The following is a 15,436-nucleotide window of genomic DNA, read 5'->3' as shown; positions in this document are numbered from 1 at the left end:
GGTCACCGGCGAGTCACATCGGGGGGCCGCCGCGCGGGGCGATCGGTCAGGCGCTGCGGTCGAGCGCGCGCAGGCTGCGGTCCGTGATGGACCGGCCGCCACGCCCTATGGCGATCGTGCCGGACTGCACGAGCTCCTTGATGCCGAAGGGCTCCAGCATCTTGAGCATGGCGCCGAGCTTGTCGCTGCCACCGGTCGCCTCGATGGTGACGGCCTCCGGGGAGACGTCGACCGTCTTGGCACGGAACAGCTGGACGATCTCGACGATCTGCGAGCGGGTCTCGTTGTCGGCGCGGACCTTCACCAGAACGAGTTCGCGCTCGATGGCGCTGTGCGGTTCCAGCTCGACGATCTTGAGCACGTTCACCAGCTTGTTCAGCTGCTTGGTCACCTGCTCCAGCGGAAGGTCCTCGACGTTCACGACGATGGTGATGCGGGAGATGTCGGGGTGCTCGGTGACGCCGACCGCGAGGGAGTCGATGTTGAACCCGCGGCGGGAGAACAGCGCGGCGATCCTGGCGAGGATGCCGGGCGTGTTCTCGACCAGGACGGAGAGCGTGTGCTTGGACATGTGGGGCGTTCTCTCTCTCGGCTCTCTCGGCTCAGTCGTCTTCGTTGTCGCCGAAGTCGGGACGGACGCCCCGGGCTGCCATGACCTCGTCGTTGGAGGTGCCGGCGGCGACCATCGGCCACACCATGGCGTCCTCGTGGACGATGAAGTCGACGACCACCGTACGGTCGTTGATCGCGTTGGCCTCGGCGATGACACGGTCCAGGTCGGCCGGGTCCTCACAGCGCAGGGCGACGCAGCCCATGGCCTCGGACAGCTTGACGAAGTCCGGGACGCGGGTGCCCTGGCGGGGGGCGACGGACTCTCCGAGCTGGGAGCCGACGGTGTCGTGGCCGGTCTCGTCCGCGTGCAGGACGGTGTTGGAGTACCGCTGGTTGTAGAACAGGGTCTGCCACTGGCGGACCATGCCCAGCGCGCCGTTGTTGATGATCGCGACCTTGATCGGGATGTTGTTCAGCGCGCAGGTGACCAGTTCCTGGTTGGTCATCTGGAAGCAGCCGTCGCCGTCGATCGCCCAGACGGTGCGCTCGGGCATGCCGACCTTGGCGCCCATGGCGGCCGGGACGGCGTAGCCCATGGTTCCGGCGCCGCCGGAGTTCAGCCAGGTACGGGGCTCCTCGTAGTTGACGAAGTGCGAGGCCCACATCTGGTGCTGGCCGACGCCGGCAGCGTAGATCGTGTGTTCGGGGGCCAGTTCGCCGATGCGCTGGATGACCTGCTGCGGGGAGAGCATGCCGTCCGAAGGCAGGTCGTAGCCCAGCGGGTACGTCTCGCGCCAGCGGTTGAGGTCCTTCCACCAGGCGCTGTAGTCGCCGGCGTTGCCCTCGGTGTGCTCGGCCTGGACGGCCTGGATCAGGTCGGCGATGACCTCGCGGGCGTCGCCGACAATCGGGACGTCCACCTCGCGGTTCTTGCCGATCTCCGCGGGGTCGATGTCCGCGTGGATGACCTTCGCGAAGGGGGCGAAGCTGTCCAGCTTGCCGGTGACGCGGTCGTCGAAGCGGGTACCGAGGGCGATCAGCAGGTCCGACTTCTGCAGCGCCGTGACGCCGGTGACCGAGCCGTGCATACCGGGCATGCCGACGTGCAGGGGGTGGCTGTCGGGGAACGAGCCGAGCGCCATCAGGGTGGTGCAGACCGGGACGCCGGTCAGCTCGGCGAGGACCTTGAGCTCGGCGGTCGCGCCGGACTTCATGACACCGCCGCCGACGTACAGGACCGGGCGCTTGGCCTGGCAGATGAGCTTGGCGGCCTCGCGGATCTGCTTGGCGTGCGGCTTGGTGACCGGCCGGTAGCCGGGCAGGTCGTGGGCGGGCGGCCAGGAGAAGGTCGTCTTCGCCTGGAGCGCGTCCTTGGCGATGTCGACCAGGACCGGGCCGGGGCGGCCGGTGGAGGCGATGTGGAACGCCTCGGAGATCGTCCGCGGGATGTCCTCGGCCTTGGTGACCAGGAAGTTGTGCTTGGTGATCGGCATGGTGATGCCGACGATGTCCGCCTCCTGGAATGCGTCGGTGCCGATCGCCTTGGAGGAGACCTGGCCGGTGATCGCGACCAGCGGGACGGAGTCCATGTGGGCGTCGGCGATCGGGGTGACCAGGTTGGTGGCGCCGGGGCCGGAGGTGGCCATGCAGACGCCGACCTTGCCGGTCGCCTGGGCGTAGCCGGTGGCGGCGTGGCCGGCGCCCTGCTCGTGGCGGACCAGGATGTGACGGACCTTCTTGCTGTCCATCATCGGGTCGTAGGCGGGAAGGATGGCGCCGCCCGGGATGCCGAATACGGTGTCGCACCCCACCTCTTCGAGAGAGCGGATGAGGGACTGCGCACCCGTGACGTGCTCAACTGCGGCGGACTGCTGTCCACCCGTACGGGGCCGCGGCTGCGGATGGTGGGCCCCGGTGGCCTGGTCGGTCATCGGCATTCTCTTCTCGAAGCTGAGGGTTTTACGAGGAGCGGGGATCCCCCGGACCGTGGCCGGGGGCGTGTGCCAGTGCAACAAAAAACCCCTCGTGCCGGGAGGCAAGCGAGGGGAGCGCGTCGGGCGTTGTGGAGCGGGGACATACCGACCCCGGCTTCAGCCGACGCGCTTTCCAAGTACGAGAATTCGGGTGCGCATGGCATTGACCCTCCCTCTGGCGGGAGGTCGATGTCAAGTAGGTGGGACGGGCGTCTCATTATGTGAGCCTCTAAGGGTGACCATCGAGCCACTGGGTGAGCCACCGGCCAAGGCCGGCTGGGCCAGCACGCCCGGTACTGGGAACGTACCGCGCACGAGGGCGCGCCGCAGCCTGTATTCGTCGAGTGGCCCGGAGAAGGCGATTCCCTGGCCGTGGGTGCACCCCATCGAGCGCAGCGCCATCACCTGCTCGGGCAGGTCCACCCCGTCGGCCACGGACTGCATGCCGAGGTCGTTTGCGATCCGCAAGAGCCCTGCGGTGATCTTGTGGAGGCGGGCCGACTCGACCACGCCCTCGACCAGGCCGCGGTCCAGCTTGAGCATGTCGACGGGCAGGCGGCGAAGGGCGCTGATGGCCGCGTAGCCGCTGCCGAAGCCGTCGAGGGCGATCAGCACGCCGAGCCTGCGCAGGGCCGCCAGACGCCGCTCCAGCTCGTCGAAGGGGACCCTGGGGTCGTTGTCGGCGAGCTCGATCACCAGCGAACCGGAAGGCAGCCCGTGGCGGGTCAGCAGGGCTTCCACCGAGGCCGCCGGCGCATCCCGGTCCAGCAGCCGTTCGGCGGTCATCCGGACGGCCACCGGGACGTCGTGCCCGGCCCGGTGCCGCTCGGCGGCCGCCTCCACGGCCTCCTCCAGCAGCCAGCGCCCCAGCTCGGCGGCGCGTACGGACGCGGCCCCGGCGAAGGCGCCCGGGGCGCCTTGGGATGCGGCGCGCGTGCCCTCGCCGGCCTCGGCGACGCGCAGGAACTCGGCCGGGGTGAAGAGGATCCCCTGGGCGGAGCGCCAGCGGGCCTGTGCGGCCACCGCCGTGACCTCCCCGGTGGCCAGCGACACCACGGGCTGGTGGAGCAGGGCGAACTCGCCCTCGTGGAGCGCGGTGCGCAGCCGGCCGGCCAGCTCCGCCTTGCGTACGACTTCGGTCTGCATCTGCGGCGCGTACAGCTCGACGCGGTCCTTGCCGCCCGCCTTGGCCCGGTACATCGCCAGATCCGCGTTGCGCATCAGGTCCGAAGGGGTGATGCCCGGATCCGCGAAGGCCACCCCGATGCTGGCGGCGACGCGTACCTCGCTCCCGGAGATCCGGTACGGCTGGGACAGCGTGGCGCGCAGCCGGTCGGCGATCTCGCGCACCTGGTACTCGCGGGCACTGCGGTCACGGCTGCCGTCACCGACGATCAACGCGGCGAACTCGTCCCCGCCGAGACGGGCCGCCGTGTCACCGGCCCGGACGGAGTCCTGGAGGCGGCGCCCGGCCTCGACGAGCAGTTCGTCGCCGGCCTGGTGCCCGATGGTGTCGTTGACGGCCTTGAAGCCGTCGAGGTCGATGAAGAGCACGGCGGTGCTGTGGTCGCCGGCCCGGCGGCCGGTGAGGGCCTGGCGGACGCGGCGGGTGAACAGGGCCCGGTTGGGCAGGTCGGTGAGGGCGTCGTGCTCGGCGCTGTGCTGCAGCTGGGCCTGGAGGCGGACCCGCTCGGTGACGTCCCGGCTGTTGAGGATGAGGCCGCCCTGGTGGCGGTTGACGGTGGACTCCACGTTGAGCCATTCGCCGGCGCCCGACTTGAACCGGCACTCGATGCGGGTGGTGGGCTCCTCGGCGGGCGGCGTGGCGAGGAAGCGGCGTACCTCGTGGACCACGCGGCCCAGGTCGTCGGGGTGGATCAAGGCGGCCAGTTCGGTGCCGACGAGGTCCTCCGCCTCGCGGCCGTAGACCCCGGCGGCGGCGGGGCTGACGTAGCGCAGCGTCCCCGTGGGCGCGGCGATCATGATGACGTCGCTCGAACCCTGGACCAGGGAGCGGAAGTGGTTCTCCTTCTGGGCCAGTTCCTGGGTGAGCGCGATGTTGTCGAGGAGCATGATGCCCTGGCGGATGACGAGGGCGAGCACGACGGTGCAGCCGGTGAAGACGACCACGCGGTCGACTTTGCGGCCGTCCACGACGTTGTACAGGATGCCCAGCGTGCAGACGGCGGCGGCGAGGTACGGGGTGAGGGCGGTCAGCGACCCGGTGATGGGACGGCTGACCGGGCGGTCTCCCCCGGGGTGCCGGGCGACGACGGGCGCCGGGTGGCTGCGCCGGGCGCCCCAGGGCGCGTACGCGAGCAGCAGCGAGCCGGCGAACCAGCCGGCGTCCAGCAGCTGACCGGACTTGTACTCGGCGCTGAGCAGCGGTGAGGTGAACAGCGCGTCGCTGAGCACGGTCAGGGCCAGCGCGGAAATGGCGGTGTTGACGGCGGACCGGTTGCTCTCGGAGCGCCGGAAGTGCAGCACCAGGACTATCGAGACGAGCGCGATGTCGAGGATCGGGTAGGCGAGGGTGAGCGCGGCGCTCAGCACGCTGCTGGGGGTGCCCGACTGGGCGGTGCGCGCGGCGTTGGCGAGGGCCAGGCTCCACGACAGGGTCAGGAGCGAGCCGCCGATGAGCCAGGAGTCGAGCCCGAGGCAGACCCATCCGGCACGGGTGACCGGGCGTTTGGCGAGGACGAGCAGGCCCACGATCGCGGGCGGCGCGAAGCAGAGGAAGGCGAAGTCGGCGAGCGAGTGCTTGGGCACCTCGGCGCCGAGAACCACCTCGTACCAGCCCCAGACGGCGTTCCCGCATGCACCCATGAGGGACGAGAAGGCGAAGAGCAGCCACGCGGGGCGCTCGCGCGGGTCGATGGTGCGCGCGTATCCGTAGCAGGAGACGGCGGCGAGTAACGCGGCCCCGCTGAGCCCGAAGTCGCCCATGAAGTCGGCGACTTGTTTGGATCCCCAGCCGAGGGCGGATCCGACGGCGTACCCGGCGCAGGCGCCGGCGAGGAGCAGCTGCATCGCCAGACCCCTGCCCCGGCCTCCGCCGCCGCCGGGCGGGCGGGTCAGGAGCGCGGCGCCCGGGGCGCTCACCGGTCCCCCTCGCCGACTGGTTCCGGTACACCCCGTCGTCGCTTCCGGCGGCTTTGCCGCAGCGGATCCTTCGTCCATTGGCCGTGCATCGCCCGTCGCCCCCCAAATGGTCCGATCACTCCCCAGCGCCAGACGTTCGTGGCGCAGCCCCTTCTTCCGGACGATACACCACTTTCGTCACTCAGCGACATAGAGCATCTACTCTCCGTGACCAGCGAGAGGGTTGTGACCACTGCGCGCACCCGCACGAACGCGCATGGTCACCATCCTGCCCTCAGTCGGTGATCAACACCGTGTTCTCCACGGGTTCCCCCGCGGCGAAACGGGTGAGCTGGCGGGCTACGAGGCGCTTCGCCCGTGGCTCGAAAGCGCTGCTGCTGCCGCCCACGTGAGGCGTGATCAGGAGGTTCGGGGCGTGCCAGAGCGGGTGTCCGGCGGGCAGCGGTTCCGGGTCGGTGACGTCGAGCGCCGCCCGCAGCCGTCCCGCACGCAGCTCCGCCAGCAGTGCCCCGGTGTCGACGACCGGTCCGCGGGCCACGTTGACGAGCAGGGCGCCGTCCTTCATGCGGCCGAGGAACCCGGCGTCCGCCAGGCCCCGGCTCTCCTCGGTCAGCGGCGTGCACAGGATGACCACGTCCGCCTCCGGCAGCAGCCGGGGCAGGTCGGCGAGGGCGTGCACCGGACCGCGCGGCACCGAGCGGGCCGAGCGGGCGACGCGCGTGATCCGCCTGCATTCGAACGGATCCAGGCGGTCCTCGACGGCCGCGCCGATCGACCCGTAGCCGACGATCAGGACGGACTTGTCGGCGAGCGCCTCGTAGAAACCGGAGCGCCACTCCTCGCGGTCCTGGCCGCGCACCATGCCCGGGATGCCGCGCAGGGACGCGAGGATCAGGGTGAGGGCCAGTTCGGCGGTGCTCGCCTCGTGGACGCCGCGCGCGTTGCACAGCCGTACGCCGGAGGGCAGGCCGGCGACGCCGGGGAGGACGTGGTCGATGCCGGCCGTCAGGGTCTGCACGACGCGCACCGCGGGCATGCCGGCCAGGGGGCGCAGGGTCACGGCCGGGGACTTCATGTAGGGCGTCACGTAGAAGACGCAGGGCCGCGGGTCCGCCGGGAACCGCTCCTCGCCGTCCCAGAGCCGGTAGCGGAAGCAGTCGGGGAGACCATCGACGTCTTCGGCGGGGAAGGGGAGCCAAACGTCCCCGGTCGTTGCAGTCATGATCACGAGGCTATGCGAAGGCATCGGGATCAAGCCGTTAGTTTGAGGGCCGGACCGGGAGGGGGACGCAGGGGTGGAGCGCAGGTCGATCGGGGCGGGACCGCTGACGGTGGGCGCCATCGGGCTCGGCTGCATGCCGATGAGCTGGGGGTACGCACCTTCGCACCGGCGGGGCGAGGAGTCGCTGCGCACCCTGCACACGGCGCTGGACCTGGGGGCCAGCCTGCTGGACACGGCCGACGTGTACGGGCCGTACACCAACGAGCTCGTGCTCGGGCGCGTGCTGCGGGAGCGGCGCTCCGATGCCTTCGTGTCCGCCAAGGTGGGGCTGCGGGCGGGTGAGCAGCACGTGGTGGCCGACGGCCGGCCGGGGTACGTGCGGCGGGCCTGCGACGCGTCGCTGCGGCGGCTGCGGACCGACGTCATAGACCTCTACCAGCTGCACCGGGTGGATCCCGACGTCCCGGTGGAGGAGACGTGGGGCGCCATGGCGGAGCTGGTGGGGGCGGGGAAGGTGCGGGCGCTCGGGTTCTGCGCGCTGGGGGCGGCGGCCGGCCCGGGGGCGGGTCGGCGCGGGGACCGGGAGTACCGGGCGACCGTGCGGCACCTGGAGCGGGCGCAGCAGGTGTTCCCCGTGAGCGCGGTGCAGGCGGAGCTGTCGGTGTGGTCGCCGGAGGCGGCGTGGCAGCTGCTGCCGTGGTGTGCGGCCCGGGGGGTGGGGGTGCTGGCGGCGATGCCCCTGGGCAGCGGGTTCCTGACGGGGACGCTGCGGCCGGGGGCGGGCTTCGAGCCGCAGGACGTGCGGGCCCGGCACCCCCGGTTCACGGCGGAGGCGATGGCCTCGAACCAGGTACTGGTGGCGGGGCTGCGGCGGGTGGCCCTGCGGCACGGGCCCGAGGTGACCGCCGCGCAGGTGGCGTTGGCGTGGGTGCTGGCGCAGGGGCCGCACGTGGTGCCGGTGCCGGGCGCGGACCGGGCGCACTGGGCGGCGGAGAACGCGCGGGCGGCGGAGGTGCGGCTGACGGCCGACGACCTGGCGGAGATAGCGGGGCTGCCGGCGGCGGTGGGGGCCTGGGACTGAGCGGGCCCGCTCAGGGGCGCCCCCGGCCCTCCCGGCCGGCGCTCCGGGGCCGCTCCGGGGCCACTTCCGGGCCGTCCCCGGGCCGCTCCCCGACCGCCCGGACATCCACTCGATCGAGTGTACGAGCGGTGGAACTTCGGGTAGGGCCGTGGCTGTTGAGTCAGATGGAAGGGCACAGTCGGAGGGCCGGAGGGGAGCAGGGCGATGCGATACGGACAGGGACCGGCGGGGGCGGCGCGGGGCCGTGAGCGGGCACGAGGGTCCGGGAGGGTGCCGCCACCGCACCTGCCTTACGAGGGCCCGCGCGCCCGGCCGCGAGGAGCACTGGCGGCTTTCGCCCTGGCGGGGTGCGGGGCCCTGCTGGCGGCCGGGTGTTCACCGCCGGGCGGCTCCACCGCGCGGCCGGGCACCTCACCACCGGACGCGGCGCCCACCGCGCGGGCGACGGCGGCCTCGGGCGGCCCGTCCGGTTCCCCGCAGTCTCCGGCGCCGCCCGCGAAGGGGTCGGTGACCGTGACGGGTGAGGTCGCCAAGGGCCTGGAGTCGCCGTGGGGCGTGGCGCCATTGCCGGAGGGCGACCTGCTGGTGGCGTCGCGGGACAAAGGGACCATCAGCAGGGTGCGGGTGGGCACGGGCACGGTGACGCAGATCGGCGAGGTGCCGGGGGTGGCTCCGGGCGGCGAGGGCGGACTGCTGGGCCTGGCCCTGTCCCCCTCCTTCGCCTCGGACCATCTGGTGTACGCGTACTTCACGACCGAGTCGGACAACCGCATCGCCCGGATGCGGTACGACCCCGACCGTGCACCCGGACAGCAATTGGGCGCTCCGGACACCATCTTGCGGGGCATCCCCAAGGGCGTCATACACAACGGCGGCCGGATCGCTTTCGGCCCGGACAAGATGCTCTACGCCGGGACCGGGGAGACGGGTGACACCGGGCTGGCGCAGGACAAGAAGTCGCTCGGCGGGAAGATCCTGCGGATGACCCCGGACGGTCAGCCGGTGCACGGCAATCCGGAGCCCGATTCCGTCGTCTACTCCTACGGCCACCGCAACGTGCAGGGACTGGCCTGGGACCAGGACAAACGGCTGTGGGCGACCGAGTTCGGGCAGCACACCTGGGACGAGCTCAATCTCATCGAGCCGGGCGGCAACTACGGCTGGCCCGAGGCCGAGGGGAAGGCGGGCAGACCCGGCCTGCGGGATCCGGTGGCGGTGTGGAAGACGGATGAGGCCTCGCCGAGCGGGATCGCGTGGGCGCAGGGCTCGATCTGGATGGCGGCCTTGAAGGGCGAACGGCTGTGGCGGATCCCCTTGTCGGGGGCGGCCCCGGTGGCGCAGCCGGAAGCCTTCCTCCAGGGCACTTACGGCCGCCTGCGGACGGTGGTGGCCCTGGGCGGGGACAGGTTGCTGCTGGTCACCAGTGAGACGGACGGGCGCGGGTCGCCGTCCGCCGGTGACGACAGGGTCCTGACACTGACGGTGCGGTGACCGCTCCCGGGGCGGTCGGCCCAGCCATCACGGCCGGCTGGGTACCGCCGGGGCGGGCGGGGCCGGGTGGAGGGCCGGGCCGAACAGCCGCAGCCGGTGGGCGAGGGCAGCCGCCTCACCCCGGCCGGAGACGCCCAGCTTGGCCAGGATGTTCGAGACGTGCACGCTCGCCGTCTTCGGGGAGATGAACAGCTCCTCGGCGATCTGCCGGTTGGTGCTTCCCGTCGCGACCAGCCGGAGCACGTCCCGCTCCCGGCTGGTCAGGCCGAGCGTCTCGACCGGGTCCGCCTCCGGTGCGGCCGGCTGCCCGGCCGGTTCGGGGGCGGTGAGGGGGAGCCGGGCCCGCTGCGCGAGCAGCACCAGGCACTCACTCAGCCGGCGGGCGCCCAGCCGCTCGGCGGTGGCGTAGGCGTCCCGGACCAGGCACGCGGCCCGTTCGCGGTCGCAGCCGGCCGCCAGCCGGGCCTCGGCGAGCCGGTGGCGGGCGCGGGCCAGCAGGTAGGGGCGGTCCAGCGGGGCGATCGCCTGCACGACCGAGGTCCAGTCGCGGACGGTGTCCTTGCCTTCGGCCCGGCGCAGCTCGGCGCGGAGGTACTCGGCGTGGGCGGCCCACACCGGCACCGGGGTGGCCAGGTTCCGGGCGGCTGCGCGCAGGGCGTCCACGGCGGCGTCGCGGCCGGCGTCGGCGGCGGGCAGGCCCCGGGCGTCGGCTTCCGCGGTGGCCGCGGCGAGGAGCAGCGGCCAGGCGTAACGGTGGTGGCCGAGCGGGAAGCCCGCGGCGATCGCCTCGGCGACCTCGGTGCGCACGTCGGCGATCCGGCCCTCCCCCGCGGCCAGTCCGACGGCGAGGCGGTACAGGGGTATCCGGTGCTGGGGCTGGGTGTCGTGCGTGCCGAAATGGGCGTGGGCCGCGGCGAGCTGCGTCGCGGTCTCGCTCAGCTCGCCCCGGGCGAGGGCCAGGTAGGCCAGGCGGGCGGCGCCGGAACCGCGCGGGGCGGCGCTCTGGCCGACCCGCAGGGTGCGCCGGGCCGCCTCTGCGGCCTCGTCCCAGCGGCCCAGGCTGTAGAGGCTCTCCGCCATGTTCCCGAACATCCAGGCCTGGATGTCCAGCATCCGGGCCCGGCCGACGAGTTCGACCCCCTGCTGGGCCAGTTCCACGGCCTCGGCGGACCTTCCCAGACTCTCCAGCTGGGAGCTGAGGTTGATGTGGGCCCGGCCCGCCAGCATGAAGTAACCGCGTGCGGTGGCCCGTTCCTTCACCTCGGCCATCACCGCGAGGCCCCGGTCGCGTTCCCCGGAGTCGGCGAGCAGGGAGCCCATGGTGATGCGGGCGTTGAGCTCGATCTCCTCGGCGCCCACCATGTGCGCGTACTCGACGGCGCGTTCGGCGGCCTCCAGGTTGCCGGGGCCGGGGTTGTGGAGCATGCCCCAGCCCGCGGCCCGGACCAGGACCTGGGCGTGGACGTGGGAGGGGGGCAGTCCCTGGACGAGCTCCTGCGCCTTGGCGAGCTCCTCCCACCCGTCGCCCCGGCCGAGGCCGGCGACCAGGGAGGAGCGCTCGGCCCAGAACCAGGCGGCCCGCAGGGGGTCCTGGTCCTCTTCGAGGAGCCTCAGCGCCATCTTGGTGATCTTGAGGGCGCGCTCGCGTTCGCCGCCGAACCGGGCCGCGACGGTCGCCTCGGCGAGCAGGTCGAGCCGGGCGAGCGCGGTGGTGGCCGGGTCGCAGCCGCACGGAGGGTACACGTCGGTGTAGTCCACCGGGCGCAGGGCGTCGCGGACCTCGGCGGGGGCGCTCTCCCACAGGTCCAGGGCGCGTTCCAGCAGCCGCAGCTGCTCCGAGTAGGCGTGCCGGCGCCGGGCGGCCACCGAGGCGGCGAGCACCGCGGGAAGCGCCTTCGCCGGATCGTTGGCGTGGTACCAGTAGGTGGCCATCCGGATGACCCGCTCCTCGGCGCGGACCAGCGAGTCGTCGGCTTCCATGGCCTCGGCGTAGCGGCGGTTGACGCGGGCCCGCTCCCCGGGCAGCAGGTCGTCGCTGACGGCTTCGCGCACCAGCGAGTGGCGGAACCGGTAGCCGTCCCCGTCGGGCGTCGCGAGCAGGATGTTGGCTCCGACGGCGGCCCGCAGGGCCTCGATCAGCTCGTCCTCGGTGAGTCCGGCGACGGCCCGCAGCAGTGGGTACTCGACGGTGGAGCCTCCCTCGGCGACGAGGCGCACCACGCGCTGGGCGGCGTCGGGCAGCACCTCGACCCGCACGAGCAGCAGGTCGCGCAGGGATTCGGTGAGCCCGGCGTGGCAGCCGCTCGCCCGGCAGGCGACGAGCTCCTCGACGAAGAAGGCGTTGCCGTCGGAGCGTTCGAAGACGGAGTCGACGAAGCTCTCGTCGGGCTCGGTGGCGAGGATCCCGGCGAGCTGGCGGCGTACCTCCGCCCGGTTGAAGCGGGACAGCTCGATCCGCTGGACGGTACGGAGGCGGTCCAGTTCGGCGAGGAGGGGCCGCAGCGGGTGGCGGCGGTGGACGTCGTCCGCACGGTAGGTGGCGACGACGACGAGACGCCCGCTGTCCAGGGTGCGGAAGAGGTAGGCGAGGAGGTGCCGGGTGGAGGTGTCGGCCCAGTGCAGGTCCTCCAGGACGAGCACGATGGTGCGGTCCGCGGCGAGCCGCTCCAGCATCCGGGCCGTCAGCTCGAACAGCCGGGCGGTGCTCTCCTCGTCGTGCGGGCCGCGGGGGGTGTCGCCGAGTTCGGGGAGGATCCGGGCCAGTTCGTCCTGCTGGCCGGCGGCCGCGGCGGTCAGCTCGTCGGGGAGCCGGCGGTGCAGACTGCGCAGGGCGGTCGAGAAGGGGGCGAAGGGCAGCCCCTCCGCCCCGATCTCGACGCAGCCTCCGACGGCCACCACGGCCCCTCGGCGGGCGGCCGTGTCGAGGAACTCCTCGGTGAGGCGGGTCTTGCCGACCCCCGCCTCTCCGCCGATGAGCAGGGCTTGCGGCTCGTTTCCGGCGGCGCGCGTCAAAGCGTCGACGAGTGCGGCCAGTTCATCGGCTCGGCCGACGAACACCGGGCTGACAGATCTGGTCTCCACGGCGTCGAGCATCGCACAGGGGTGCTGCCCTGCGGCACTCGTTATCGGTGCGCTCGTCATGTCGGGTCAGTGGAGCCGGTGTGCGGGGCGGTTCACGCGGCCGGTGTGAAGCGGCTGCGTTGGCTCGTCACCACCGTCCCTCCGGATTCCCGGCTCCGTGAGGAGGCGGCGCGGCGCGCCTTCCTGGCCTCGCGGACCAGCCGGTAGTTGTCGGCCTCGCGGATGAGGTCGGCGCGGCGGGCGGTGGCGATCTCGTAGGCGAACATCTCGTACTCCCTGGTTGCGTTTCTCGGGCACCTCGTTCGGTGTGGTCCAAGATTCGCGTCCCAGGGGGTACCAGCGCATCGGGCGCATGCCGCATCTGTACGGGCCGGGGTGCCTTAGGCGGGGGCCGTGGATGCCTGAGGCGGGGTGCGGAAGGGGTGAGGGGGCTCTAAGACGGTGCCTAGTCCCCCGCTCCCGGCGGTGTTCTCGGGTCCGGGCAGGACCTGGGCCGCCTCCTGCGGAGACGGCCTAGCTGTATTGACCCGCAGCGTTGTTCACTCGGCTGATGGGCGGCTTGCCGTCCAGTGCGGTGTGGCAGCGGTGGTGGTTGTAGGTGTGGAGGAAGTCTGCCAGGGCCGCTGTCCGCTCGTTGTTCGATTGGTAGGGCCGTAGGTAGGCCCATTCGTCGAGGAGGGTGCGGTTGAAGCGTTCGACTTTGCCGTTGGTCTGCGGCCGGTAGGGCCTGGTCTTCTTGTGGGTGATGCCGGCCGCGGCCAGGGTCTGGGTGAACTGCTTGGACTTGTAGCAGGAGCCGTTGTCGGTCAGGACGCGTTCAACGGTGATCCCGTGGGCGGTGAAGAACGCCTGGGCTCGCTGCCAGAAGGCGACGGCCGTCTGCTTGCGTTCGTCGGTGAGGACCTCGCTGTAGGCCAGGCGGGAGTGGTCGTCGACGGCGGAGTGGATGTAGCTGTAGCCGATGACCGGCGTGGAGCTTTTGCGCTGGTCGGTGGTGGCTTGGCGGTTGCGGTCGCCTGCCGCCCGGCCCACCACGCGCCATCCGCCGCCTTCGGGGATGTTCCCGAGCTTCTTGATGTCGACGTGGACCAGTTCGCCCGGTCGGGCCCGTTCGTAGCGGCGGATCGGCTGGCCGGTGGGCCGGTCCAGCCAGGCCAGCCGGTTCAGGCCGTGGCGGGCCAGGATCCGGTGGACGGTGGAGGCGGGCAGGCCCAGGACCGGGCCGATGCGGGCCGGCCCGAGCTTGCGGCTTCGGCGCAGGTCACAGACGCGGGCCTCGATCGTCGCGGGGGTGCGGTGCGGGGTCGTACGCGGCCTGCTGGAACGGTCGTGCAGGCCGCCCTCGCCTTCGGCCCGCCAGCGGCGGACCCATTTGTGGGCGGTGGGCCGGGATATGCCCATCTCGGCGGCCACGTGGGCGACCGGCCGCCCGGCCAGAACCCGCTCGACCAGGATCCGCCTGCCGTGAACCGTCAGCCGGGCATTACGGTGGGACACGAAGACCTCCGTGTGTGGTGTGGAGCCTAGACACCTCCACCACACCGGAGGTCTTCGCCATGATCAAGACCCGGCTCTGTTAACAACGCTCGTGATCAATACACCTAGCCGACGGGCTGGGCGGGGGCCGTCGGGACGGGGAGGAGGACGTCGAAGTACATGAGCGCGAAGAGCACGATCCCGAGGGCGGCGAGGGCGACGGCCGCCCAGGCGACGGACCTGACCCAGGTGGGGAGGGTACGGCCGGGGGCGCCGAACGCCGGGCGGGCCAGGACGAAGACGGCCACGAGGAGCGCGATGGTGGCGAGGACGCCGTTGACGAGCGCGGTCGCGTGCCACGGTGAGCTGTAGAGCGCGGCGATCTTCTCGTTGTTGTCGGCCCCGGCGCTCAGGTCGAGCTGGTTCGCCAGGTTCTCGCGCTCGGCGGCGACGCGGGAGACCCAGCTGCCGGAGAGGGCGACGGTGCCGAGCGCTGCGGCGACGACGGCGCTCGCGGCCGCTCCGACGCCGCCGGTGCGCTCCTCGGACGAGTCCGTTCCGCCGGCCGCGTGCGCCTCGTCGGTCTCGTCCACCGCGTCCGTCTCGTCATCGGTCTCGTCCACCGCGTCCGTCTCGTCCGCCTCGGCGGCGACGTCCTTGTCCAGGACGACGGGCTCGCCGGCCGTGGTGTCGGCCGCCGTCACGTCCTCGGGGGTCTCGGTGGCGGCGTCGGCGGGGGCGGGGGTCTTGGTGGTCTCCATGCGGGGCACCGTAGGCGGCGTTTCTGAGAGGTTCCTGAGAACCACCGCTCCGCATCGGCCCAGGTGGGCGCCCGCGGCGGGGCGCGGCTAGCGCCCGGCGGTTTCCGGCCACTCGGAGGCCAGCACCGCCCAGATCTCGGTGTCCTGACGGACGCCCCGGTGCGGGTAGCTCTCCCGCAGCACCGCCTCCCGCCGCATCCCGAGGCGCTCGGCCACGGCGAGGCTCTTGTGGTTGGCGGCGGAGGCCCGCCACTCCACACGGTGCATGCCGCGTTCCCGGAAGGCCCAGTCGATCAGGATCCGGCAGGCCGCCGTGACCAGGCCCCGGCCGGCCGCGGCGGGCTCCAGCCAGCAGCCGGCCTCACAGTTCCCGGTCTCCGTCTCGAAGATCCGGAAGAGGACCCCGCCCACGAGCTTCCCGTCGACCCGGATCCCGTAGAGCCGTCCGCCGTCGGCCGCCGTCTTCTGCGCGTAGCCGGACAGGAAGGCGCGTGCCGAGTCGATGTCGGTGACGAAGTCGGCGAGCTTGATGTGCTCACCGATGTACTCGCGGCCGCGGTCCATGTGCGCGAGGAACTCCTCGGCGTGCCAGGTCTCCAGCGGGAACAGCTGGGCGTCGGCGGCGAGGTCTATCGAGAACATGGGGCTCTTCCTTCGGATCGGTCGGACCGGTCGGGCGGTCGGTCGGCCCGGTCGG

The 15,436-nt window shown here is 72.4% G+C and carries 11 protein-coding genes; 2 read left to right on the top strand and 9 right to left on the bottom strand.

Translation table 11 applies throughout. The features are described from left to right. Positions 1-46 precede the first annotated feature (46 nt). The 4 genes from ilvN to OHA81_RS22285 all read right to left on the bottom strand — a co-directional run bounded on the left by ilvN (position 47) and on the right by OHA81_RS22285 (position 6,849). Positions 47-571, bottom strand: coding sequence for an acetolactate synthase small subunit (ilvN, locus tag OHA81_RS22300; RefSeq protein WP_136214556.1), 525 nt, complete (start codon positions 569-571; stop codon positions 47-49). A 31-nt stretch (positions 572-602) separates the two neighbouring features. Then, on the bottom strand, positions 603-2,489 hold the full coding sequence (locus tag OHA81_RS22295) for an acetolactate synthase large subunit (protein ID WP_329198546.1): 1,887 nt from the start codon (positions 2,487-2,489) through the stop codon (positions 603-605). A 228-nt stretch (positions 2,490-2,717) separates the two neighbouring features. Continuing rightward, entirely contained in the window at positions 2,718-5,627 is a 2,910-nt protein-coding gene (locus OHA81_RS22290; RefSeq protein WP_443056617.1) for a putative bifunctional diguanylate cyclase/phosphodiesterase, read from the bottom strand. Positions 5,628-5,901: 274 nt separating this feature from the next. Next, a complete protein-coding gene (locus tag OHA81_RS22285; protein WP_329198544.1) occupies positions 5,902-6,849 on the bottom strand; it encodes a 2-hydroxyacid dehydrogenase in 948 nt (315 codons plus the stop codon). A 73-nt stretch (positions 6,850-6,922) separates the two neighbouring features. On the opposite strand from OHA81_RS22285, the gene OHA81_RS22280 reads away from it, so the two are divergent. Together OHA81_RS22280 and OHA81_RS22275 are read left to right on the top strand one after the other, a co-directional pair. After that, entirely contained in the window at positions 6,923-7,930 is a 1,008-nt protein-coding gene (locus tag OHA81_RS22280) for an aldo/keto reductase (protein WP_329198542.1), read from the top strand. Positions 7,931-8,134: 204 nt separating this feature from the next. Beyond that, positions 8,135-9,421 (top strand): PQQ-dependent sugar dehydrogenase, encoded by a 1,287-nt coding sequence (locus tag OHA81_RS22275; protein ID WP_329198540.1) that lies wholly within the window; start codon positions 8,135-8,137, stop codon positions 9,419-9,421. Between the two features lie 27 nt (positions 9,422-9,448). On the opposite strand, the gene OHA81_RS22270 is transcribed toward OHA81_RS22275, so the two are convergent. The 5 genes from OHA81_RS22270 to OHA81_RS22250 all read right to left on the bottom strand — a co-directional run bounded on the left by OHA81_RS22270 (position 9,449) and on the right by OHA81_RS22250 (position 15,381). Beyond that, positions 9,449-12,514: a helix-turn-helix transcriptional regulator gene (locus OHA81_RS22270; protein ID WP_329202470.1), complete on the bottom strand. Its 3,066-nt coding sequence runs from the start codon at positions 12,512-12,514 to the stop codon at positions 9,449-9,451. A gap of 80 nt (positions 12,515-12,594) precedes the next feature. After that, positions 12,595-12,768 (bottom strand): hypothetical protein, encoded by a 174-nt coding sequence (locus tag OHA81_RS22265; RefSeq protein ID WP_329198538.1) that lies wholly within the window; start codon positions 12,766-12,768, stop codon positions 12,595-12,597. Positions 12,769-13,015: 247 nt separating this feature from the next. Continuing rightward, complete coding sequence (locus OHA81_RS22260) at positions 13,016-13,999, bottom strand: IS481 family transposase (RefSeq protein ID WP_329195633.1); 984 nt, start codon at positions 13,997-13,999, stop codon at positions 13,016-13,018. A gap of 104 nt (positions 14,000-14,103) precedes the next feature. Beyond that, positions 14,104-14,739: a hypothetical protein gene (locus OHA81_RS22255; RefSeq protein ID WP_329198536.1), complete on the bottom strand. Its 636-nt coding sequence runs from the start codon at positions 14,737-14,739 to the stop codon at positions 14,104-14,106. A gap of 87 nt (positions 14,740-14,826) precedes the next feature. Then, positions 14,827-15,381 carry a GNAT family N-acetyltransferase gene (locus tag OHA81_RS22250; protein ID WP_329198534.1) on the bottom strand — a complete coding sequence of 185 codons (555 nt, stop codon included), beginning with the start codon at positions 15,379-15,381 and terminating at the stop codon, positions 14,827-14,829. Positions 15,382-15,436 lie beyond the last annotated feature (55 nt).

Source organism: Streptomyces sp. NBC_00667, from assembly GCF_036226825.1.
GTDB lineage: Bacteria > Actinomycetota > Actinomycetes > Streptomycetales > Streptomycetaceae > Streptomyces.
Note: the sequence above shows the minus strand (reverse complement) of the source record. Positions and strands in the feature narration are given on the sequence as shown.